The sequence below is a fragment of the Aquimarina celericrescens genome (assembly GCF_042682765.1).
In the GTDB taxonomy this organism is placed as follows: Bacteria; Bacteroidota; Bacteroidia; order Flavobacteriales; family Flavobacteriaceae; genus Aquimarina; species Aquimarina celericrescens.
This window is the reverse complement of the sequence record NZ_JBHUHY010000007.1, coordinates 160152-181881: the sequence shown is the minus strand read 5'-3', so window position 1 is coordinate 181881 and position 21730 is coordinate 160152. Positions and strand designations below refer to the sequence as shown.

19 protein-coding genes are annotated in these 21730 nt (G+C 33.6%); 15 read left to right on the top strand and 4 right to left on the bottom strand.

Annotated elements, in window-relative coordinates; translation table 11 throughout:
* Window positions 1–84 precede the first annotated feature (84 nt).
* From ACFSJT_RS09855 to ACFSJT_RS09835, 5 genes are all read left to right on the top strand, one after another.
* On the top strand, window positions 85–630 hold the full coding sequence (locus tag ACFSJT_RS09855) for a hypothetical protein (RefSeq protein WP_378320088.1): 546 nt from the start codon (window positions 85–87) through the stop codon (window positions 628–630).
* Window positions 631–751: 121 nt separating this feature from the next.
* The gene (locus tag ACFSJT_RS09850; protein ID WP_378320087.1) at window positions 752–3439 is read left to right on the top strand and encodes a CHAT domain-containing protein; all 2688 of its coding nucleotides are present in this window, start codon (window positions 752–754) and stop codon (window positions 3437–3439) included.
* A gap of 196 nt (window positions 3440–3635) precedes the next feature.
* Entirely contained in the window at window positions 3636–3878 is a 243-nt protein-coding gene (locus ACFSJT_RS09845) for a class I lanthipeptide (protein ID WP_378320086.1), read from the top strand.
* A 77-nt stretch (window positions 3879–3955) separates the two neighbouring features.
* Complete coding sequence (locus ACFSJT_RS09840; protein ID WP_378320085.1) at window positions 3956–4171, top strand: hypothetical protein; 216 nt, start codon at window positions 3956–3958, stop codon at window positions 4169–4171.
* 102 nt (window positions 4172–4273) lie between these two features.
* Window positions 4274–4456: a hypothetical protein gene (locus ACFSJT_RS09835; protein ID WP_378320084.1), complete on the top strand. Its 183-nt coding sequence runs from the start codon at window positions 4274–4276 to the stop codon at window positions 4454–4456.
* Window positions 4457–4520: 64 nt separating this feature from the next.
* Here the strand turns inward: ACFSJT_RS09835 and ACFSJT_RS09830 are convergent, their stop codons facing one another.
* Window positions 4521–6725 (bottom strand): RecQ family ATP-dependent DNA helicase, encoded by a 2205-nt coding sequence (locus ACFSJT_RS09830; RefSeq protein ID WP_378320083.1) that lies wholly within the window; start codon window positions 6723–6725, stop codon window positions 4521–4523.
* A 216-nt stretch (window positions 6726–6941) separates the two neighbouring features.
* Between ACFSJT_RS09830 and ACFSJT_RS09825 the strand changes: the two genes are divergently transcribed.
* From ACFSJT_RS09825 to lptB, 4 genes are all read left to right on the top strand, one after another.
* Window positions 6942–7925 (top strand): KpsF/GutQ family sugar-phosphate isomerase, encoded by a 984-nt coding sequence (locus ACFSJT_RS09825; RefSeq protein WP_378320082.1) that lies wholly within the window; start codon window positions 6942–6944, stop codon window positions 7923–7925.
* Window positions 7925–8761 (top strand): twin-arginine translocase subunit TatC, encoded by an 837-nt coding sequence (gene tatC / locus ACFSJT_RS09820; RefSeq protein ID WP_378320081.1) that lies wholly within the window; start codon window positions 7925–7927, stop codon window positions 8759–8761. The genes ACFSJT_RS09825 and tatC overlap by 1 nt, the downstream gene beginning before the upstream one ends.
* Window positions 8758–9108 carry a carboxymuconolactone decarboxylase family protein gene (locus tag ACFSJT_RS09815; protein WP_378320080.1) on the top strand — a complete coding sequence of 117 codons (351 nt, stop codon included), beginning with the start codon at window positions 8758–8760 and terminating at the stop codon, window positions 9106–9108. Before tatC ends, ACFSJT_RS09815 begins: the two co-directional genes overlap by 4 nt.
* An 80-nt stretch (window positions 9109–9188) precedes the next feature.
* The gene (gene lptB, locus ACFSJT_RS09810) at window positions 9189–9932 is read left to right on the top strand and encodes an LPS export ABC transporter ATP-binding protein (protein ID WP_378320079.1); all 744 of its coding nucleotides are present in this window, start codon (window positions 9189–9191) and stop codon (window positions 9930–9932) included.
* Here the strand turns inward: lptB and ACFSJT_RS09805 are convergent.
* On the bottom strand, window positions 9929–10693 hold the full coding sequence (locus ACFSJT_RS09805; protein WP_378320177.1) for a CDP-alcohol phosphatidyltransferase family protein: 765 nt from the start codon (window positions 10691–10693) through the stop codon (window positions 9929–9931). The genes lptB and ACFSJT_RS09805 overlap by 4 nt on opposite strands.
* A 131-nt stretch (window positions 10694–10824) precedes the next feature.
* Here ACFSJT_RS09805 and lnt point away from each other — a divergent pair, with 131 nt between their 5' ends.
* The 5 genes from lnt to ACFSJT_RS09780 all read left to right on the top strand — a co-directional run bounded on the left by lnt (window position 10825) and on the right by ACFSJT_RS09780 (window position 17201).
* The gene (lnt, locus tag ACFSJT_RS09800) at window positions 10825–12405 is read left to right on the top strand and encodes an apolipoprotein N-acyltransferase (protein WP_378320078.1); all 1581 of its coding nucleotides are present in this window, start codon (window positions 10825–10827) and stop codon (window positions 12403–12405) included.
* Between the two features lie 66 nt (window positions 12406–12471).
* Window positions 12472–14340, top strand: coding sequence for an ABC-F family ATP-binding cassette domain-containing protein (locus ACFSJT_RS09795; RefSeq protein WP_378320077.1), 1869 nt, complete (start codon window positions 12472–12474; stop codon window positions 14338–14340).
* A gap of 253 nt (window positions 14341–14593) precedes the next feature.
* Entirely contained in the window at window positions 14594–14926 is a 333-nt protein-coding gene (locus tag ACFSJT_RS09790) for a hypothetical protein (protein WP_378320076.1), read from the top strand.
* Window positions 14927–14990: 64 nt separating this feature from the next.
* Entirely contained in the window at window positions 14991–15677 is a 687-nt protein-coding gene (locus ACFSJT_RS09785; protein ID WP_378320075.1) for an ABC transporter ATP-binding protein, read from the top strand.
* Between the two features lie 66 nt (window positions 15678–15743).
* The gene (locus tag ACFSJT_RS09780; RefSeq protein ID WP_378320074.1) at window positions 15744–17201 is read left to right on the top strand and encodes a sodium:solute symporter; all 1458 of its coding nucleotides are present in this window, start codon (window positions 15744–15746) and stop codon (window positions 17199–17201) included.
* Here the strand turns inward: ACFSJT_RS09780 and ACFSJT_RS09775 are convergent.
* On the bottom strand, window positions 17178–17540 hold the full coding sequence (locus tag ACFSJT_RS09775) for a CoA-binding protein (protein WP_378320073.1): 363 nt from the start codon (window positions 17538–17540) through the stop codon (window positions 17178–17180). The genes ACFSJT_RS09780 and ACFSJT_RS09775 overlap by 24 nt on opposite strands.
* Window positions 17541–17957: 417 nt before the next feature.
* On the opposite strand from ACFSJT_RS09775, the gene ACFSJT_RS09770 reads away from it, so the two are divergent.
* The gene (locus ACFSJT_RS09770) at window positions 17958–20330 is read left to right on the top strand and encodes a TonB-dependent receptor (RefSeq protein WP_378320072.1); all 2373 of its coding nucleotides are present in this window, start codon (window positions 17958–17960) and stop codon (window positions 20328–20330) included.
* A 279-nt stretch (window positions 20331–20609) separates the two neighbouring features.
* On the opposite strand, the gene ACFSJT_RS09765 is transcribed toward ACFSJT_RS09770, so the two are convergent.
* Window positions 20610–21617, bottom strand: coding sequence for a 3-oxoacyl-ACP synthase III family protein (locus tag ACFSJT_RS09765; protein ID WP_378320071.1), 1008 nt, complete (start codon window positions 21615–21617; stop codon window positions 20610–20612).
* Window positions 21618–21730 lie beyond the last annotated feature (113 nt).

Here is a 21730-nt window from a genome sequence, read left to right as displayed (position 1 = left end):
TTATTTTTTCTATTTTTGATAGGTAACATTTTAATACTTGGGAAACATACTAATAAATTAGAAAACAAAAAAAATATTTTAAATATGAAAAAAACAGTTATATTATTTTTAGCTGCAATTTTGACACTGGGTATACAAAGTTGCACCCTTGACGAACAGGAGGAAATTATATCACAGGATTTTTCTGTAGTCAAAGAAGGAAAAGATAAAAATGTCTCAATGGTTCCTTCTACTTGTTATAAAATAATTTATATAGATTACGGAAACATGTCTCTAGGCAATAGAAGGCTCTTCAAATTACTTGCAGCGGAAGCATGGTTTAGTAATTCCGTTTTTGAATTAAAATCTTTATGTCCATCTATTGAAATTTGGAAAGTTCCTTGTGATATGGTATATTATACAAAAAACGAAGAGGAAGAAGATATTGTTATTGATGCGGAAGAGAGTTTGACTATAGGTGAAGGTGGTGCGCCAATACCACCACACGTTGATTCTTCCCCAGTGTACCAGACAGGTAATTCTTTTGATTATTCCCTCTGTCAAGAGACAACAGGAGATGATCCTGATATCAATCCAATAGATCCTGATCATCCAGACGATGATAATTTGCCCATCACAAATATTCCCTAATTAAAATTTTATTATTTTTCAATTTAATAATTCTAATAACTACATAACTCAATGTTAAGAACATATGAGATTTTGTAAGTCATATAAATTTATATGTATATATTTCCTGATCCACTCAGTAATGGGTCAGAAAATATCTTTTGAGCTAGATTCGATTCACAGATTAAGTGGTTCTGATTATGAAAAATTATCGTTATATGAGCAACTTCTTGGCTCCCACAAAAAAAACGGCGATTATACCCAATTAGGACTTGATGCGCACCAATTAGGCAGATGGCTATTTTATAAAGAAAAAAAATGGAGTGAAGCGATAAAAATTACCAAAATAGCCTATGAGGCTAAAGAAAAAGCAGTTCCTTTCAACCCTGAACAACTTAAAAGAAGTTACTATAACTACGCAAATTTTAATAAAAGCAGGAGAAATTATGCTATCGCAATTCGTTATTTTAGAAAAATGCTTGAGGTCAAAGAATCTATCTTTTTTAACGGAAAAGCGTATGCGCTTATCGGAGATTGTTACAGGAAACTCGGAGATTTGTATCAGGCCGTAGAAAATCAATCTCAAGCATTTAAATATTTTGATCCAATAAAAGACAAGATATTCATTATTTCGAATCATATCAATATTGCAATCGCTTACAAGAACATCAGAAATCAAAAAAGTATTAACACAGCCATTTCGCATCTACAAATTGCTGATTCCATAATTCAAACGATAAAAGAACCAAGAATACATGATCTATATGCCATTAATAATAACTTGGGTGATATGTATTTTAAAAAAATTGGTGTTGAAAATATGCATAAATCTATAGCATATTTTGAAAAAGCTCTTGAGATCGCTAAAAAAATGAAAATTGATAAGAACTTAGCGCAAATTAATTTAAACCTAGGCATTATCTATAGCAAAACGAATTCTTCACTTGCAAAAGAATATTTTAATAGAGCTTTATCCTATACTAATACTAAAGATGCCGGTTATTTGATTCCCAAAATCTATATGGGATTTGGTTTATCTTCTTTTACAGAAAAGGAATACCTAAAAGCTCAGATATATTACAAAAAAGCGTTTGAAAATTATTTCAGCAAAGAAATTAAAGATGTACACTGGCTTCCATCAAAAAAAGAGCTCACTCTAATTAACGACAAAGCCGTTTTCCTAGAGTTATTAAAGAGGAAAATTCAAGCATACTTGGCTAATGCTGAAAAAGAAAACGATACCATTTCATATGTGAATGTCATAAGAACTGTAAAAACTAGTGACGAGTTGGTTGATTCCATGATGAATGAGAATCTTTCTCATAGATCCAAACTTTTATGGAGAAGTCTGGCTTCGCAAATTTATATTATAGGATTGGAAGCTTGTTACAGGTTAAACAACCTTGAAGAAGCTTTCTACTTTATGGAAAAGAATAAAGCATTATTGCTCACTCTAGAGGTTATTAAAAAAAAGGCTACAATTCCTAATGAAGTTCTGGAGAAAGAAACAGAAATTGAAAATGAAATTTTTCACCTTCAGAAGTTATTTCAAAAAGCACTACTGACTCAGAAAGATTCAATCTCTGAAATTATTTTAGCTCAAAAAAATGAAATTCAACAATTTAAGGACTCTCTCTCGGCTCTATACCCTGTGTATTTTTCATCGATTAATAGTCCTAAAATCTTACCTTATTCGGAACTAGAAGTAGAAGATGACAAAATCATCATACAATATACAATGGCAGAGACGGTTGCTCGTGTTTTACCAGATGCCTATGGAATGGTTATATCTTGCAATCACCGTAAACTATTCAAACTCAAAAAAATTAAAAGTTTACTAGACAAAATTTCCCTTCTAAGAGAAAAACTAAACACTCCTTTCAAAACTACCGAAGATATTAACTCATATAAAAAAATAGCACATCAACTTTATATTGAGCTTTTTCCGAAAACAATTAGGGATGAAATGAAAAATAAAAAGATCACTATTGTTGCAGATCATTTTCTTAGTTTCGTGCCTTTTGATGCGTTGATCACAGATTTAGAATCTGGCAAATATATGATCGAGAGTAATGAAATCAACTATACATATTCTTTATCTTTTCAACAAGAGAATTCCAGTATACTCAAAAAAGCAGATAAAGAATTTTTGGGCGTAGCACCAGTTCGGTTTTCAAATGGGCTTTCTTCCTTAACAAAAAGTGAGCAAGAAATTAATAAAGCCAATGTATATTATGACGGTTCTTTATTAGTTAAAGACCAAGCTCTTAAGGAAACCTTCATACAAAATTCTAACCAATATAAGATTTTGCACTTAGCAACACATGCAGACGCGTCAGATTCTATTGCCCCCTGGATTGCGTTCCGTAAATCAAAATTAACAATTGACGAACTTAATACACTAAAGAATAATGCAGAATTAGTGGTGCTTAGTGCGTGTAACACTTCACTGGGGGAAATAAGACGTGGAGAAGGTGTAATGAGTTTGGCAAGAGGTTTTTTTAAATCTGGAGCTAATACAGTTATCCCATCTTTATGGCAAACTAATGATAAAGCAACAGCTATTATTACTTCTGATTTTTATAAAAATCTTAGTCAAGGAAAATCCAAATCTGAAGCACTACGAATTGCCAAACTAAATTATTTACATGCCAACGTAGATGCAGAGGCATCACCATATTATTGGGCACCTTTGATATTAATTGGAGATACAGGAATCTTGTTACCTGAATCCAATCGATTAGATATTTTAAATGCTAGTATTATTCTTATTTTACTCCTTTTAGCACTCTATTTCTTCATTTCTAAAAGAAATAATAAATCTTTCTAGCCATTCCTTTATCATAAGGAAAAAATCAGTTTATTCCCAGTTTTTGTGTTACAGAAATTCGCTCTTTATTTAAATTAAATTAAAAAATCAGTTTTTAATAGTAACATTTTTATGATTAGAGAACATTATGATAAAGACATATATCTTGAGTGTCTTTAAATGTTCAAGATCTTATCATTTTTAAATCGTAAAAATCATGAAGAAAAAAAAATTAGACAGCTTATCATTAAACAAGAGCACAATCTCTAGGTTAAATAGTTCTATAATTAAAGGAGGAAACCTAGGGACTACCACAAATTGCCCACCTCCAGGAGGAACCCGAAATTGCCCCACGGCTTCCGCTGCAACACCATGCTTTTCAAGAGAATGTATAGTTCAAACGGGAGAATGTGGGCTTACAGAACAAAGTTGTGATTCTATTCATGTGCACTGCTTATAATACAGATCGCATAATTAAATGACATAACCCTGAGTGTCTTTAAACGATCAGGAACAATTAATCTTTAAATAAAAAATATGTTAAAAAACATTTTAAAATTAGAAGGTTCTTTAATCATTGAAAAATCTGCGCAAAAAAAAGTGACAGGAGGAGGACCTGTGTTAGGCCCTACTTGTGCACTAGGTGATCCTATCTGTTGCGGAACAGCACAATGGCAATGTGGAGTAGGTCCATCTAGCGGAGGACACCATGAAGGATATTACCAAGGAAATCCTTTATGCTTTTGTTACTAGAATGCTATTGTTAGATAAGCTGCTCTAATGCAGCTTATTTTTTACAACTTAGATAAATTATAATGCTGTACTTTATAAAATTTGATTCTTAAAACTAATACTATGTTATACAACATTTTAAATCTAGAAGGAGTGCACTCGCTAAGAAAAAGTGATCAAATACTACTTAATGGAGGAACTCCACCAGAATGTGCGCCATCATCTCCAACAGGATGCTTCACAGGACCTTTCTATTGTAACATTCACCATTTACCAATTTGTGATCCGATAGATCTTCCAGATTAATTTCAAACAAGACACGGCTATCTTAAAAGATAGCCGTGTCTTGTTTTATTAAAAGTATAAAGTTTTAATTTGCCACTTCACTAATAAACTTAATTCGATATAAACGTAACTCTTCATCGTCATAATCTCCATCGAACTCTTCAATAGCAGTATCAATTTTATCACTTTCGGCCTCTAAGAAATACTCATGAATCTCTTCTTGTTGGTCTTCATCCAGAATTTCATCAATCCAATAGGCGATATTCAGTTTGGTACCACTATACACTATTGCTTCCATCTCTTTAATAAAATCAGGCATATCCATGCCTTTTGCCGAAGCAATATCATCGAGTGGTAATTTACGATCTACATTTTGTATGATATACAATTTAAGCCCGCTATTAGCCCCGGTGCTCTTCACCACAAAGTCATCTGGACGCATAATATTATTCTCCTCTACATAGTTTGCGATGAGCTCAACAAATTCTTTTCCATATTTCTTTGCCTTCCCTTCTCCAACTCCATGTACGTTGCCAAGCTCTTCTATTGTAATTGGATATTTTAAGGCCATATCATCGATAGAAGGATCCTGAAATACTACAAATGGAGGAACTCCTAACTTCTTAGCTACTGTTTTTCGTAAATCTTTTAACATTCCGGCCAACTTATCATCGCCCCCTCCTTTAGCTCCGCTTTTTGTTGCTGTCACAATAGAATCATCACGAATCTCGTTGTATACATGATCCTCGGTCATCATAAAACTTACAGGGTTTTTAATGAACTTTTTTCCCTCTTCAGTAATCCTGATAACACCGTACGTTTCGATATCCTTACGCAGATATCCGGCCACCAGAACTTGACGCACCAAAGCCATCCAGTATTTAGCATCTTTTGATTTTCCACTTCCAAAAAAAGATTGTAGATGCGTTTTATGCGAAATGATCAGCGCATTACTCTTACCTATAAGCGTATTAACCAGATCTTTTGACTTATAAATCTCTCCTGTTTTACTTACTACTTCAAGCAAAAGCTTTACTTCATCTTTGGCTTCATGTTTTTTCTTAGGATTTCGAACGTTATCGTCCATATCTGCTCCTTCACCATTTACCTCGTCAAACTCCTCTCCAAAATAATGTAGAATAAATTTTCGTCTTGATATTGAAGTTTCAGCAAAGGCTACAACTTCTTGCAATAATGCATGACCTATCTCCTGTTCTGCGACAGGTTTCCCACTCATGAATTTTTCGAGTTTTTCGATATCCTTATAGGCATAATATGCCAAACAGTGCCCTTCTCCTCCATCACGACCAGCACGACCTGTTTCTTGATAATAGCTCTCTATACTTTTTGGCATGTCATGATGGATCACGAATCGCACATCGGGTTTATCAATTCCCATTCCAAAGGCTATGGTAGCTACCACCACATCGACATCCTCCATCAAAAACATGTCTTGATGCTTTGCTCTTGTCTTAGCATCTAATCCAGCATGGTAAGGTACCGCCTTTACGCCATTAACCTCTAAAGTTTGAGCAAGTTCTTCGACTCTCTTTCTACTCAAACAATAAATAATACCACTTTTACCACTATTTTGTTTCACGAAACGGGTAATATCTGCATCGACATTTTTAGTTTTGGGTCTTATTTCATAGAATAAATTAGGACGATTAAAAGATGCTTTAAAGGTTCTTGCATCGTTCATTCCTAAATTCTTAAGTATATCCTCTTGTACCTTAGGGGTTGCGGTTGCGGTAAGCCCTATAATCGGAATATCTTCGCCTATTCTTTTAATTATATTCCTTAGATTACGATATTCGGGTCTAAAATCATGTCCCCATTCGCTAATACAATGTGCCTCATCTACAGCAAGAAATGATATTTTTTGCGATTTTAAGAAATCGACGTATTCTTCCTTGGTCAAGGATTCTGGAGCAACATATAGAAGTTTAGTAATACCGCTAGTGATATCACCTTTTACTTTTTTTACTTCCGATTTATTCAAAGACGAATTCAATACATGCGCAATTCCCTCTTCTGAAGAAATACTGCGTATGGCATCAACTTGATTTTTCATTAATGCAATTAATGGAGATACTACGATAGCAGTTCCTTCACACATTAAAGCAGGTAGTTGGTAACATAGGGATTTTCCTCCACCTGTAGGCATTATTACAAAAGTATTTTGTTTCTCGAGAATACTTTGTATCACCTTTTCCTGTAGTCCTCTAAATTGACTAAACCCAAAATGCTTCTTTAAAGCACTTTGCAAGTCAGTTTCATTCAAACTCATTAAATATTTAACTTTTATATACCAATTAAATAAAGATTCACCAGCACTACAATCTGTTTCCCCAATACAGATTAAGTGGAAGTTTTCAGTTTCAATTTTAGCCTGACAAAGATAATAAAGCTTAAATTAATATGCTTTTTTTTGACAGTATTTAAAATTAATAAGGTATTGTATACCTTTGCGTAAATTAAAGATAATAAAATCTTTAGTTATAACATGCAAATTTTTCAAATTTTGAATACCCAAGATACTATAATCTCTTACGCAAAAAAAACCATTGCCGAAGAAGCCAAAGCAATTGCTTATTTAGAAGAGTTAATTGATGAAGAATTTTCTAATGCAGTAGAAACCATACATCATTCGAAAGGCAGAGTTATTATAACCGGAATAGGTAAAAGTGCCATTATCGCTACCAAAATTGTGGCGACTATGAACTCAACCGGTACTCCAGCGGTCTTTATGCATGCCGCAGATGCCATTCATGGGGATTTAGGAAATATCCTCGAAGATGATATTGTTATTTGTATATCTAAAAGTGGAAATACTCCTGAAATAAAAGTATTGGTCCCTTTAATTAAGAGTTTTAAAAATACAATTATTGGCATTACCGCAAATAAAGAGTCGTTTTTAGGAAAAGAAGCAGATTATATATTGCACGCTTTTGTAGAAAAAGAAGCATGTCCCAATAATTTAGCACCGACCACGAGCACCACAGCACAAATGGTTATCGGTGATGCCTTGGCGGTTTGTTTATTACACCTTCAAGGTTTTTCTAGTCACGATTTTGCCAAATATCACCCTGGAGGTGCACTAGGCAAGAAATTATACCTGCGTGTGAGTGATATTACTTCCCGAAACGAAAAACCTCAGGTGTCCCCTGATTCTAATATCAATACCGTGATTGTTGAAATGACCGAAAAAAGACTAGGCGCTACCGCAGTAACCGATAATGGCACTATTCTGGGGATCATTACAGATGGGGATTTGCGCAGGATGCTTACCACAAATACTTCTTTTGAAGGATTAACAGCAAAGGATATTATGTCTACCGACCCCAAACGTATCGACGATGATGCTATGGCTGTTGACGCTTTAGAAAAATTAGAGGAAAACTCAATTTCACAGTTACTTGCAGAAAAAGACGGTCAATACACTGGTCTAATACACATTCATGATCTAATAAGAGAAGGTATTTTATAATGGCAAAAAGCACTAAAAGGAACCCTCAATCTATGTCTTTTCTGGATCATCTAGAAGAGCTTCGCTGGCATCTGATAAGGTCCACCATGGCTATACTTATCGCTGGTATCGTTGCATTTATTGCAAAAGAATTTATTTTTGATGTAATCATATTTGGCCCAAAAAAACCAGACTTTCCAACGTATAAAGGTCTGTGTAACTTATCTAAGCTTATGGGTTTAGATGAAAGTTTATGCTTTAAGGAATTGCCTTTTAGTGTACAAAGTAGAAAAGTAGCCGGGCAATTTTCTGTTCATATTTGGACCTCGATAACGGCCGGTTTTATTCTGGCATTTCCGTATGTTCTATATGAATTCTGGAAGTTTATTGCTCCTGCTATGTATGACAAAGAAAAGAAATATTCTAAAGGTTTTATCATTATATGCTCTTGCCTCTTCTTTTTAGGCGTACTTTTTGGATACTACGTTATCACCCCATTATCAATTAATTTTTTAGGGGGATATCAAGTTAGTAAAGAAGTGCTTAATGAATTTGATATCGATAGTTATATTGGACTGCTACGAGCGTCTGTTATAGCATGCGGATTAATTTTTGAACTACCTGTAATCATGTTTTTTCTTACCAAAGTAGGATTGGTTACTCCAGAATTCTTAAAGAAATATCGCAAATTTGCACTGGTAATAGTACTGATACTTTCTGCTATCATTACTCCTCCAGACATTGCCAGTCAGGTAATAGTTGCTATTCCTATTTTAGTATTATACGAAGTAAGTATTTTCATTTCTAAAATGGTCATTAAAAAAGAAAACAAAAAACTACAAAAACAAACTAAATGAGTAATATAGTGGAAGAGTTCAATGCTTATAGAGAAAGGATGAACTCAAGAATTCTAGAGGATAATAATAAGGTCATAAAGCGAATTTTTAATCTCGATACTAATGCTTACATGGAAGGTGCCCTAAACATAAAGACCAAAGAGCTTTTGGGATTGGTTGCCTCTGCAGTATTAAGATGTGATGATTGTGTTCGTTATCATCTTGAAACCTGCCATAAAGAAGGACTAACAAAAGAAGAGGTAGTCGAAGCGTTGAGTATAGCAACATTAGTAGGTGGGACCATTGTTATCCCACATTTGCGTCGTGCTTATGAATTCTGGGATGCATTAGAAGCAAAGAATTCTTGAAATCAAAATTGTTACAAAGAATAGTGTAAATTTACACGCTCATTTTAGCAACACTACAAATTTAAAGAAGTTATTCTATTATGAAGTTAAAGGCAGATAATTTAGTTAAGTCATACAAAGGTCGCAAAGTGGTTAAAGGAATCTCTCTTGAAGTTAATCAAGGAGAAATTGTTGGTCTTTTAGGTCCTAACGGAGCCGGTAAAACAACTTCTTTTTATATGATTGTGGGATTGGTAAAACCAAATAGTGGTAAAATTACTCTGGAAAATATTGACATTACTAAATATCCGATGTACAAAAGAGCACAAAACGGAATTGGTTACCTGGCTCAGGAAGCCTCGGTATTTAGAAAATTGAGTATAGAGGATAATATTCTTAGTGTCTTGCAGCTCACAAAGCTTTCTAAAAAGGAACAACATGATAAAATGGAAGCCTTAATAGAAGAATTTGGTTTAGGACATATACGTAAAAATCGTGGAGACCTTTTGAGTGGTGGAGAGCGTCGTCGTACCGAAATTGCAAGAGCACTAGCTACCGATCCTAATTTTATTTTACTGGATGAACCTTTTGCTGGAGTAGATCCTGTAGCCGTTGAAGATATTCAACGTATTGTAGCTCAATTAAAAAACAAAAATATTGGTATTCTAATCACCGACCATAACGTACAAGAAACTCTTGCCATTACAGACAGGACCTATTTGATGTTTGAAGGGAGTATCCTGAAAGCAGGTATACCCGAAGAATTAGCAGAAGATGAAATGGTTCGAAAAGTATACCTGGGTCAAAACTTTGAGTTACGAAAAAAGAAATTGGATTTCAATTAATTTATTTCTCCATCAGTTGATTTTCCTCCAAAAAATACTGATACCAAAATGTATAAAAGAATAATTAGTGGTATTGCGATAAACTTAAGAAGAATAATCAATACTGCGGTAAGCATCAAGAAAACGTATCTAACTTTATTTGCGGCAAAGCCCCAGGTTTTAAACTTTAAGGCAAAAAGTGTTATCTCGGCATTCAAGAGATAACAACTTAACAAAGTCAATCCAACCAAGAACCATTCATTAAGAATAACCTCTATCACCCATGCTTCTTGCTGAAATTTAAGAATGAGTGGCAGACTGATAACTAATAATGCATTTGCAGGTGTAGGTAACCCTATAAAAGATGTAGTCTGACGAGTATCAACATTAAAATTAGCCAAGCGATAAGCCGAGGACAATGTTATCAATAAACCTAACAAGGATATATAAGACCAATCCAGACTAGCCATAACTTGTTCTGCGTTCCATGATCCGGGTGCTACATAAAAAGGTTTTCCAAATACCTGAGATAATAACTGATACATCACAATCCCTGGTGCCACTCCGCTTGTAACCATATCAGCCAAAGAGTCTAATTGTAATCCTAACTCACTTTGAGCATTCAACAATCTTGCCGCTAGTCCATCAAAAAAATCAAATCCTATGCCCAACATAACAAACAATGCTGTTAACTCCAAATGCCCCTGAACTGCAAAAATAACCGCAATACACCCGCAAAAAAGATTAAGAAGGGTTATTATATTTGGTATTTGTTTTTTAATCCACATAGAATTTTGGTTTTCTGTAAAAATAGTAAACTATTAGGATCAAACTTAACAAAAAAAGAAGTATTCAATTTTATTAATTGTAACTAAATAAGTTTAATTTCGTTATTAATAAGGAAGCTTTTTTTATGAGAAACATATTATTGTCCCTTATATCGGGACTCTTACTTGCAGTTAGTTGGCCCACCTATGGTTTTCCTCTATTTTTATTTTTTGGTTTTATTCCTCTTTTAATTGCAGAATATAATATTCGCGAAAATAAATACAGTAAGACTCAGGTTTTCGGACTTGCCTATTTAACATTTTTTATTTGGAATTTGATCACAACTTGGTGGATATTTCACTCTACAGCTATTGGGATGACGGTAGCAATACTTGTAAATAGTCTATTAATGACTGTTGTATTTCTAATATATCACATCGTTGCCAAAAGAATCAAATTTTCAATTAGTACTTTATTTTTGATTTGTTTCTGGATAAGTTTTGAATATTTTCATTTGCAATGGCAAGTATCATGGCCATGGCTTAATCTGGGTAACGGATTTGCAAGTTTTACCTCTTGGATCCAATGGTATGAATATACAGGTACTTTTGGTGGCACACTTTGGGTATGGATTGTCAATATCGCTATTTTTAAAAGCATTTTACTTTTCTTAGAACATAGAGACAAAGCTATTCTTTATAAAGCCGCCTTGCATAGTGGACTTATTATCCTCATCCCTATTATAATTTCAATTATACTATTAAAAACATATGAAGAAGATGGTAAAGATATTGAAGTATTGATTTTACAACCTAACATCAATCCTTACCATGAAAAATACAATACTTCAGATGATCGTATTGGAATCTTGCTTACCAAACTAACCACCAATAAGATTACTGAAAGTACCGATTTCATTATCGCCCCAGAAACTGTTTTTGCAGATAATAATAGATTAAATAATTTTCCCAACTCTATTGCCAAAAGAACAGCTCAAAACATTTTGCAACGCTATTCAAATGCACACTTCCTTTCTGGCATTTCTCTAATCGACATTTTTAATGATCCTTCAAGGATTCATCCCCAGACAAATGTTTATAAAGAAAATATATTTTATGACGATTACAATTCTGCTTTTTTTGTTCGCCCCGACAATAGTTACGATTTATATCATAAGAGTAAGTTAGTAGTTGGCATAGAGAATTTCCCTTACCAAAGTGTTCTGAAACCGATTCTGGGGGATGTCATGATTGATCTAGGAGGTACAGTTGCCAAAAAAACGACTCAAGAAGATCGGGAAGTATTTTTCACCAAAGACAGTATTGGCGTAGGAACCATGATTTGTTATGAAAGCGTATATGGTGAGTTTGCAACCGGATATGTGAGGAATAAAGCAGATTTTCTCGCTATAATTACAAATGATGCCTGGTGGGATAACACTCAAGGACACAAACAACATTTGCATTATGCAAAACTTAGGGCCATAGAAACCAGAAGAAGTATTGCTCGAAGTGCAAATACAGGAATATCAGCTATTATAGATCAAACAGGGAACATTATTGACCAATTGGAATACGAAAAACAAGGAACTCTAAAAGGAACTCTAAAAATAAATAACAAAATTACTTTCTATGTAAGAATGGGAGATTATATTGCCAGAATTGCTATTTTTCTTGCTGTCTTTATTTTCTTATTTTCGGTGACTCGGCGTAAGCAAAAAATGTAAACTCAAAAACTTTGTTTCCTTGTCGCGAAGAAACCTTGTACCTTTGCAACTTTATAAAAAGAGACTGTGAATTACGTATCTATAGAAAATGTTGCAAAGGCTTTTGGAGAACGAGTTCTTTTCAAAAATATATCCTTTGGGATCAATGAAGGACAAAAAATCGGTTTTGTTGCCAAAAATGGAACTGGAAAAACATCATTATTGGATATCATTGCCGGTGATGAAGAACCTGATGAGGGCCAAGTAGTATACCGTAAAAATCTAAAAGTTGCTTTTCTGCCTCAAGAACCTAATCTTGATCCAACCCTTACGATTGAGCAAACCATTTTTGCTTCAGACAATGAGACCCTTCAGGTCATCAATAATTATGAGAAAGCGCTGCAAAACCCAGATGATTCAGAAGCATATCAACATGCATTTGAGCAAATGGACGCCATAAATGGCTGGGATTTTGAAACGCAGTACAAACAGATACTTTTTAAACTTAAATTAGAAGATCTAAGCAAAAAAGTAAGTGATTTATCAGGTGGTCAGAAGAAACGACTTGCACTTGCCAACATTTTATTAAGTAAACCTGATTTATTATATCTGGACGAACCCACCAATCATCTTGATCTGGAAATGATAGAGTGGCTCGAAGAATATTTTGCCAAAGAGAATTTTACGTTATTCATGGTCACTCATGATCGTTATTTTCTTGAAAATGTATGCAACGAAATTGTTGAATTAGAAGGTGGAAAATTGTACAACTATAAAGGTAATTACGCTTATTATCTTGATAATAAAGAAGCAAGGATATCCAACGAACAAACTGCAACAGATAAAGCAAAACAACTTTACAAAAAGGAACTAGATTGGATGCGACGCCAGCCCAAGGCACGAACTACCAAATCTAAATCAAGAATCGATGACTTCTTTGAAATCAAAGAACGTGCTCATAAACGCCGTAATGATCACCAGGTGCAACTTGAGATTAATATGGAACGTATGGGAAGTAAAATCCTTGAGCTTCATAAAATATCTAAAAGCTTTGGAGACCTTACGCTGCTAGACAAGTTTGAATATGTCTTTAAGAAAGGGGAACGCATTGGAATCATTGGAAAAAATGGAACAGGAAAGTCTACTTTTTTAAATATGATAACCGGTAATATCTCTCCAGATCATGGGAAAATTGTGATCGGCGAAACCATAAAATTTGGGTATTACACGCAAAGTGGTATCTCTATTAAAGAAGGACAAAAAGTGATTGATGTAATCCGTGAATTTGGCGATTATATTCCGTTAAAAAAAGGAAGACAAATTTCTGCTCAACAATTACTAGAACGCTTCTTGTTTGATCGTAAAAAACAATACGATTTTGTAGAAAAACTTAGTGGCGGGGAACGAAAAAGATTGTATTTATGTACTGTACTCATACAAAATCCTAACTTTTTAATTCTTGATGAACCTACAAATGACCTTGATATAGTAACTCTGAATGTTCTGGAAAATTTCTTATTAGATTTTCCCGGATGTTTACTCGTGGTATCTCATGATCGTTATTTTATGGACAAAATTGTGGATCATTTATTTGTATTTAGAGGTGATGGTATTATTCAAGATTTCCCTGGTAATTACACCGATTATAGAGTATACGAAAGCAGTAAAACTCCTGAAATTCCTAAATCAGAGGATACTGAAATAAAAACAAAGAAAACCTGGAAAAAAGATAATAAAACCGGGTTGTCTTATAACGAACAAAAAGAATTTAGTCGAATCGAACGAGATTTAAAGAAACTAGAACTTCAAAAAAAAGAGATAGAAGGTTTGTTTGAAGAAGGTAACCTTGATACCAATAAAATAAACGAAGAATCAAAAAAACTTCAAAAGATTATTCAACAAATTGAAGAAAATGAAATGCGCTGGCTAGAACTATCTGAATTAATGGAAGAGTAGTTTATATATTTGATCAAAATCTATGTTTTTTAAGGCTCACCAATATTTAAAATTTCTTTTTAAATCTACCAATCAACATGGTGTACACTCGCCATTTGTTTATAATTTGGTGACCAAGTGCTTTTACGATAAAGAGAAACGAAAATCCTATTCCACCATAAAATCTTTGTGCACAAAGACTCGAACAAAATTTAAGATTGGTAAGCTTTTAAATCGTATTCCGGTTTATTTTGAGTGTAAAAATATACTCGTTTTGAAGGACCCAAAAGACCTCATATCACAAATCCTGTCTGTGGATAATTTGGTTTCGATTGATCATTCAAAACAACCTGATAAAGTGTATGACTTTGTTTATCTTACTAAAAGTCTTTTACACCAGTATCTCAATACTAAGCCATTATGTAAAATGATTCATAATGATAGTGTAATCCTTGTAGATTCCATATATAATTCAGAAACTGATATGCTAAACTGGGAAAAAATAAAAAAACACCCAAAAGTATCGGTAACTATTGACACATTTTATTTAGGTTTTGTATTTGTAAGAAAAGAGCAAGCCAAAGAACATTTTACAATTAGATTGTAACAAGTTTTTATCTTAAGCGTCATATAATCTAAAATTGTATCTTAACACTTTGCAAAGGTTACATATGGAAAATGTTATTGAGATCCGAGGGATCGTTAGAAACTTTCAATTAGGCCAGGAAACTGTTTACGTGCTTAAAGGAATCGATCTCGATATCCCTAGAGGTGAATATGTTGCTATTATGGGACCTTCTGGATCTGGTAAATCTACATTGATGAACCTCTTGGGCTGTCTTGATACTCCCACTTCCGGTACATACATTTTAAATGGAAATGATGTAAGTGAAATGACCGATAACGAATTGGCAGATATTAGGAATAAAGAAATTGGTTTTGTTTTTCAAACGTTTAACTTATTACCAAGAACTACTGCCCTAGATAACGTAGCATTGCCGATGGTCTATGCCGGGACTTCAAAAAAAGACAGAACTGCCCGTGCAGAAGAAGTATTAACCGATGTTGGACTTGCAGATCGTATGGACCATAAACCTAATCAACTTTCTGGAGGGCAAAGACAACGTGTTGCTGTTGGGCGTGCATTAGTAAATAAACCTTCAATCATACTGGCAGATGAGCCTACCGGAAACCTAGATTCTAAAACCTCTATAGAAATCATGAATCTGTTTGATGAAATTCACAAAGCTGGCAACACCGTAATTATTGTTACACACGAAGAAGAAGTTGCCGCCCGTGCCCATCGTGTTATTCGTCTTCGAGACGGTATGATCGAAAGTGATGTGAGAAACAAATAGTTATACGTTTATATTTTGGGGTTTCAAGTTAATTCGTATTTTGGCGATTCATTTTAACCAGAATTTATGCAGCCTATACATATTCTGCTTTTAATTGCAGCATATTTTGGAGTTCTTTTACTTATCTCCTACTTCACAGGTAAAAATGCCGGAAATGAAACCTTTTTTAAAGCCAATAGACAATCTCCCTGGTACGTCGTGGCGTTTGGTATGATTGGCGCTTCTTTAAGCGGAGTAACATTTATTTCGGTCCCAGGCTGGGTAGAAGCATCACAGTTTAGCTATATGCAAGTAGTCCTGGGATATCTGGTGGGAAATTTTGTTATTGCCTATATCTTAATGCCTATCTATTATAAATTCAATGTTACTTCGATCTATCAATATCTCGAACAAAGATTTGGTACTGTAAGTTATAAAACAGGCGCTTTTTTCTTCTTTATCTCTAGAGTTTTGGGAGCATCCTTTAGACTTTATTTGGTTGCCATCGTTTTACAACATTATATCTTCGATGAATGGAATGTGCCTTTTGAAATTACCGTTATACTTTCTATACTACTTATTTGGATATATACATTTAGAGGAGGAATCAAAACCATTGTATGGACAGATACTTTACAAACGTTATTTATGCTATTAGCTGTCGGAATGGCTATTTACTATATAAATGATAAAATTGGATGGACACTTTCAGAATTTATTTCTTCTGATGAATTAAAAGCATATAATAAGATTTTTTTCTTTGATAGTTTCTTAGCCAAAAATCATTTCTTTAAATCATTTATCGGAGGAATGTTTATCGCTATTTGTATGACTGGCCTGGACCAGGATATGATGCAAAAAAATCTAACCTGCCGCAATTTAAAAGAAGCTCAGAAGAATATGGTTTCTTTTAGTCTCGTTCTGGTAGTGGTAAACTTTGTTTTCCTTTTACTAGGGGCCTTATTATTTATTTATGCAAACAAATTCAATATCAATATCCCGCTGATGGATGGCGAAACAAAAACAGATTTATTATTCCCAGAAATAGCTATAAAAGGAGGGTTAGGAGTCGTACTTGCTATATCATTCATTCTTGGATTAATTGCGGCGGCATATAGTAGTGCAGATAGTGCTTTGACTTCCCTTACCACTTCATTTTGTGTTGATTTCTTGGGCATTGAAAAAAGGCCTAAAGAAAATCAAATCAAAATTCGAAAAAATACACATATCGGGATGAGCATCTTATTGATATTTGTAATCATAATTTTTAAGCACGTTCTCACAGAAAATGTAATAAGTAATTTATTAACTGTAGCTACCTATACGTATGGGCCTTTGTTAGGCTTATTTGCCTTTGGGATTTTCACCAAATACAAAATATATGATAAGTATACTTGGAGGGTAGCTTTAGCTTCTGTTCTGATTATAATTGGAATCTCCAAAATTCCTGTCGAATTCATTGGAGGGTACCAAATCGGTTACGAACTACTGCCTTTAAATGGATTACTCACATTTCTTGGACTAATATTGATTCGTAGAAAGTAAAACCAAAGTGCAAGCCACTTCAACTTCAATTTTTGCCTTACTTAATAATTGATAAAACTCACGGTTTTCTGTACCAGGGTTAAAAATCACTCTTTGAGGACTAAGATTAATAATGTATTCATAATACGTAGTTTGTCGCAGGGGATTGAGATATAAAGTAACTGTATCGATATCATTAAAATACTGTAGTTCAGTAATGACTTTTACACCAGCTACCTCTCCCGATTTTTGTCCAATTGCAATCACATCATGATCATGATCTATCAACTTGCGAATCGCAAAATTAGAATATCGATTAGTTTTTAACGATGCTCCAACCACTAATGTTTTTCTATTCATAATTATCTTGAGAATTATCTTTTCTAAACCTCTAAAATAAGGGTTCAAAAGTTAAAAAAACTAGTCAAAATGTTAAAAACAAAGGAAGTCTGTAACACAATTCAAAGTGCTACGTCTTACTTATAAAGATATGATTTTTCATAAATTTAGTTATTTAGTTACTTGATAATAATCAAATTTTATTCATAGTTGATGGTTAGTGTTACGATTTGGTTATTATAGAAAACCGCCCTTTATCCAAGGGCGGTTTTTATTTTAAGTAATTTGTTAAAAGTAGTTTTTTCTGTAACAGAATTTAGTAACGATCGTCTTATCCATATACACGATTAATCACCGTGATTATTAAAAATCATGCTGTACATGTATTATGCAATACAAAGTACAGTGTATAACAACTTCAATCAAATAAACGTTCAGATGAAAACAAGTATTCAAAAAACAATTGCCCTGTTTTTTTTCTCATTATGGTGTCTTTTTTTAATCGCCCAACCCAATAACAAGACCGTCTTGGGAAGCGTAAAAGGTAAAGTTATCGACAAAACTCTCAACCAACCTATACCTTACGCTACAATTGTTATTAATGACGGAGCCAACAAAATTGTTAGTGGGGGAATCACTACTGAAAATGGGGACTTTTCAATTACTGATATCCCCAACGGAAACTATACTTTGAAAGTACAATTTATAGGATACACCACGTATTCCCAATCCATAGAAATATCAAGAAAAAATAAGGATTTAGATGTGGGGACAGTAGCCTTAGAGGAAGCTGCTGAGTCTTTGGATGATGTAACTATTGTTGCTGAAAGAACTACAATAGAGCAAAAAATAGATCGCAAGGTAATTAATGTTGGAAAAGATCTTACCACCACCGGTGGTACTGCTGTAGAAATTATGAACAATATTCCATCAGTCAATGTAGATCAAGATGGTAATATAGCGCTAAGGGGAAATGAAAATGTTCGTATTTTAGTTGATGGTAGACCCACTAATATAAGTGCTACCCAATTATTAAGACAAATCCCTGCCACATCAATTAAAAAAATTGAATTAATCACTAATCCTTCTGCTAAACATATTCCGGAAGGAATGAGTGGGATCATCAATATTGTATTACATAAAAACAGCAATATCGGATTTAATGGAAACATTAATATAGGAGTTAACTACGATGAAAATGCACGTTTCAATAATTCTATAGACCTAAATTACAGAACTGGAAAAATGAATTTTTACGGTAATTACGGAGCCAATATTACTAAAAATAGACAAGCGGGGTTTGTTTTAAGAGAAGATCAGAATTACATCACAGATTTTATATTTTTAGATAATAATAAATCTCATTTGTTTAAAGTAGGAGTAGATTATTTTATTAATGATCGCAATACTATTTCGGTATATACTAATCAAAATCTATTTGATGGTTTGACTAGTGGAACTACTGATATAAATTTTCTAAATAATGATCAAAATGACCTTACCCAAGACTTAGTTAGTGATAGTGATAATTTAGGCTCTACATACAATTTTGATTACAAACATGATTTTAAAACAGAAGGCCACAACATTGAATTGGAAATTGATTATAATGTTTTTAATAGCAATAATGATGATGATTTCAATTTTATTGGAGGAGATGGTTCTTTTACCGATTACAATGACCTTATTGACAATGAAAGAAAAAATACAACAATCAATCTTGATTATGTAAATCCCTTATCGGAAAAAGTCAAATTAGAATTAGGATATGAGGCCCGAATAAGAAGAACGAATAATGATTACGAATCTACCTTATTTCCCAATTCGATTTACAGCTATGACCGGGATATTCATGCCTGGTATGCTACCTATGGAAAAAATTATGAGAAATGGTCATATCAAATTGGAGCAAGATTAGAAAGCTACCAAGTAGAGGCTATATTTGATGGAGAAAAAATATTTGAAGATAATATCTTCACCATATATCCCTCTGCTTTTCTAACTTATAATCCAGGAGAAAAAAATACTTATCAATTGAGTTACAGTCGAAGAGTTGATAGACCAGGATTAAACCAAGTAAATCCTATAAGGGAATGGAGTACACCTAGAATTATTTCTATAGGTAATCCATCACTGGATCCTCAATTTACAAACTCTATTGAAGTAAACTATACACGACGATTAAAAGGAGGGTCCGTTACAGGTGGTGTGTTTTACAGACTTATTAATGATGAGATTAACCAAACCTTAATTGAAAATCCAGACGTCGAAGAAGGTCAAATACTAACCTTTGATAATTTTGATAATAATACAGCATACGGAGTAGAAGTTTCGAGTAATTATAAAGTTACCAAATGGTGGAGTTTCAATACCAGTTTTGATCTTTACGGACAAACACAAAAAGGAATTATAGAAGGTGTCTCTAAAGAAGTGGATGCAGTTATTTATAGTTTTAGAATGAATAATAGTCTTAAAGCTACAAAAAATTTAACTTTTCAGGTGTTTGGATTTTATCGAGGTGATCAAAAAGGAGTGCAATTTAATACGAAGCCATTTTATTTTATCAATACCGGAGCAAGATATAATTTTTTAGAAGGTAAAGGAACTGCAAGTATAAACTTCAATGACATTTTTAACACTCAGCGATTTCGCTTTGATAGTGACAGCCCTTTCCCACAAAATGGAAGATTTCAGGGCGAAACACAGACAGTATATTTAGGACTCTCTTACCGCTTTGGAAGTGGAAAAAATAGAAAAGTATCAAGAAAACGCAGAGATAATAATGAAAAATCAGGCGGAGGTATACTTTAACTATATTTTTAATAAAAATAATGTTAATATAATGAATAAAATTTAATGATTTAGTTAAATTTACCGTTAATTAAGCGCCAAACCCTTAAAGTTAAATAATTGTAAAAAAATAACAATTTCTGTAACACATTACAATTTATGGCGTTTAATATAATATAAGTTGTGGTTATGATTTATTTGAATTAGCCTTTAAAAAATAATAACCGAGTTATTACACAAAAAAATGCGAAGCTTTAAAACTTCGCATTTTTCGTTTTTTATTATTGTTCTATAACAAATCTACCATCTTATTATAGCACTACCCCAAGTAAAACCACTACCAAAAGCTGCAAGAACGACTAAATCTCCTTCTTTTATCTTTCCTTTTTCCCAGGCTTCGGTAAGAGCAATAGGGATCGATGCTGCTGTTGTATTGCCGTATTTTTGTATATTATTATAAACCTGATCATTTGACAACTTAAACTGTTTTTGTACAAACTGAGAAATTCTAAGATTTGCCTGATGCGGTATCAACATATCGATATCTCCTGCGGTAAGATGATTCGCTTGCAAACCTTCATTTATAACTTCAGAAAATCGGACTACAGCATTTTTAAATACGAACTGTCCGTTCATATAAGGATAATACGGTATATTTTCCTGTGGATTTTCTTCAATAATCTCTGGTACCCAATGCTCTGTGCTTGGTCCTTCCAAGGATAATTCTTTGGCATGTGCCCCTTCACTGTGTAAATGTGTAGATAAAATACCTCTATCTTCTTCTTCACTTCTAGTAACTACTGCTGCTCCTGCACCATCGCCAAAAATCACAGACACCCCTCTACCACGAGTGGTCATATCTAAACCTCCACTATGATTTTCACTACCTATAACTAAAACATTTTTATACATTCCTGTTTTGATAAACTGATCTGCCACCGATAAAGCATAAATAAATCCGCTACATTGATTACGAACATCCAAGGCAGGAATTGTTTTCATATTCATCATATGTTGTACTCGTACCCCTCCTCCAGGAAAATACATATCTGGACTTAGTGTTGCAAAAATAATAAGATCAATGTCATCAGTCGTTAGACCAGCTCTTTCTAAAGCGATTTTTGCAGCTTTTACGCCCATAACAGAAGTGCTATTGCCATCTCCTTTTTTTATGTGACGTCTTTCTTTAATACCAGTGCGTTCTTGAATCCAAGCGTCATTGGTATCCATTATTTTGGAAAGATCATCGTTTGTTACAACATTTTCAGGAACATAAGATCCTAATCCAGATATTTTTGAAGTATACATATAGTCAAATATTGAGTATTGTGGTAAATTTTTGCTTAATTAAAAACTGCCGCACAATATATGTATTCTTGACCTCTTGGTAAAAGAAACTGTAATTATATTGTATGCACGCA

Bases quoted from the DNA above. Each gene is read 5' to 3' on its own strand.
- lptB (WP_378320079.1), top strand. From the start codon at position 9,189: ATGAAGTTAAAGGCAGATAATTTAGTTAAGTCATACAAAGGTCGCAAA.
- tatC (WP_378320081.1), top strand. From the start codon at position 7,925: ATGGCAAAAAGCACTAAAAGGAACCCTCAATCTATGTCTTTTCTGGAT.
- ACFSJT_RS09855 (WP_378320088.1), top strand. From the start codon at position 85: ATGAAAAAAACAGTTATATTATTTTTAGCTGCAATTTTGACACTGGGT.
- ACFSJT_RS09775 (WP_378320073.1), bottom strand. From the start codon at position 17,540: ATGAATAGAAAAACATTAGTGGTTGGAGCATCGTTAAAAACTAATCGA.
- ACFSJT_RS09815 (WP_378320080.1), top strand. From the start codon at position 8,758: ATGAGTAATATAGTGGAAGAGTTCAATGCTTATAGAGAAAGGATGAAC.
- ACFSJT_RS09845 (WP_378320086.1), top strand. From the start codon at position 3,636: ATGAAGAAAAAAAAATTAGACAGCTTATCATTAAACAAGAGCACAATC.
- ACFSJT_RS09830 (WP_378320083.1), bottom strand. From the start codon at position 6,725: ATGAGTTTGAATGAAACTGACTTGCAAAGTGCTTTAAAGAAGCATTTT.
- ACFSJT_RS09835 (WP_378320084.1), top strand. From the start codon at position 4,274: ATGTTATACAACATTTTAAATCTAGAAGGAGTGCACTCGCTAAGAAAA.
- ACFSJT_RS09785 (WP_378320075.1), top strand. From the start codon at position 14,991: ATGGAAAATGTTATTGAGATCCGAGGGATCGTTAGAAACTTTCAATTA.
- lnt (WP_378320078.1), top strand. From the start codon at position 10,825: ATGAGAAACATATTATTGTCCCTTATATCGGGACTCTTACTTGCAGTT.
- ACFSJT_RS09840 (WP_378320085.1), top strand. From the start codon at position 3,956: ATGTTAAAAAACATTTTAAAATTAGAAGGTTCTTTAATCATTGAAAAA.
- ACFSJT_RS09825 (WP_378320082.1), top strand. From the start codon at position 6,942: ATGCAAATTTTTCAAATTTTGAATACCCAAGATACTATAATCTCTTAC.
- ACFSJT_RS09850 (WP_378320087.1), top strand. From the start codon at position 752: ATGGGTCAGAAAATATCTTTTGAGCTAGATTCGATTCACAGATTAAGT.
- ACFSJT_RS09770 (WP_378320072.1), top strand. From the start codon at position 17,958: ATGAAAACAAGTATTCAAAAAACAATTGCCCTGTTTTTTTTCTCATTA.
- ACFSJT_RS09780 (WP_378320074.1), top strand. From the start codon at position 15,744: ATGCAGCCTATACATATTCTGCTTTTAATTGCAGCATATTTTGGAGTT.
- ACFSJT_RS09765 (WP_378320071.1), bottom strand. From the start codon at position 21,617: ATGTATACTTCAAAAATATCTGGATTAGGATCTTATGTTCCTGAAAAT.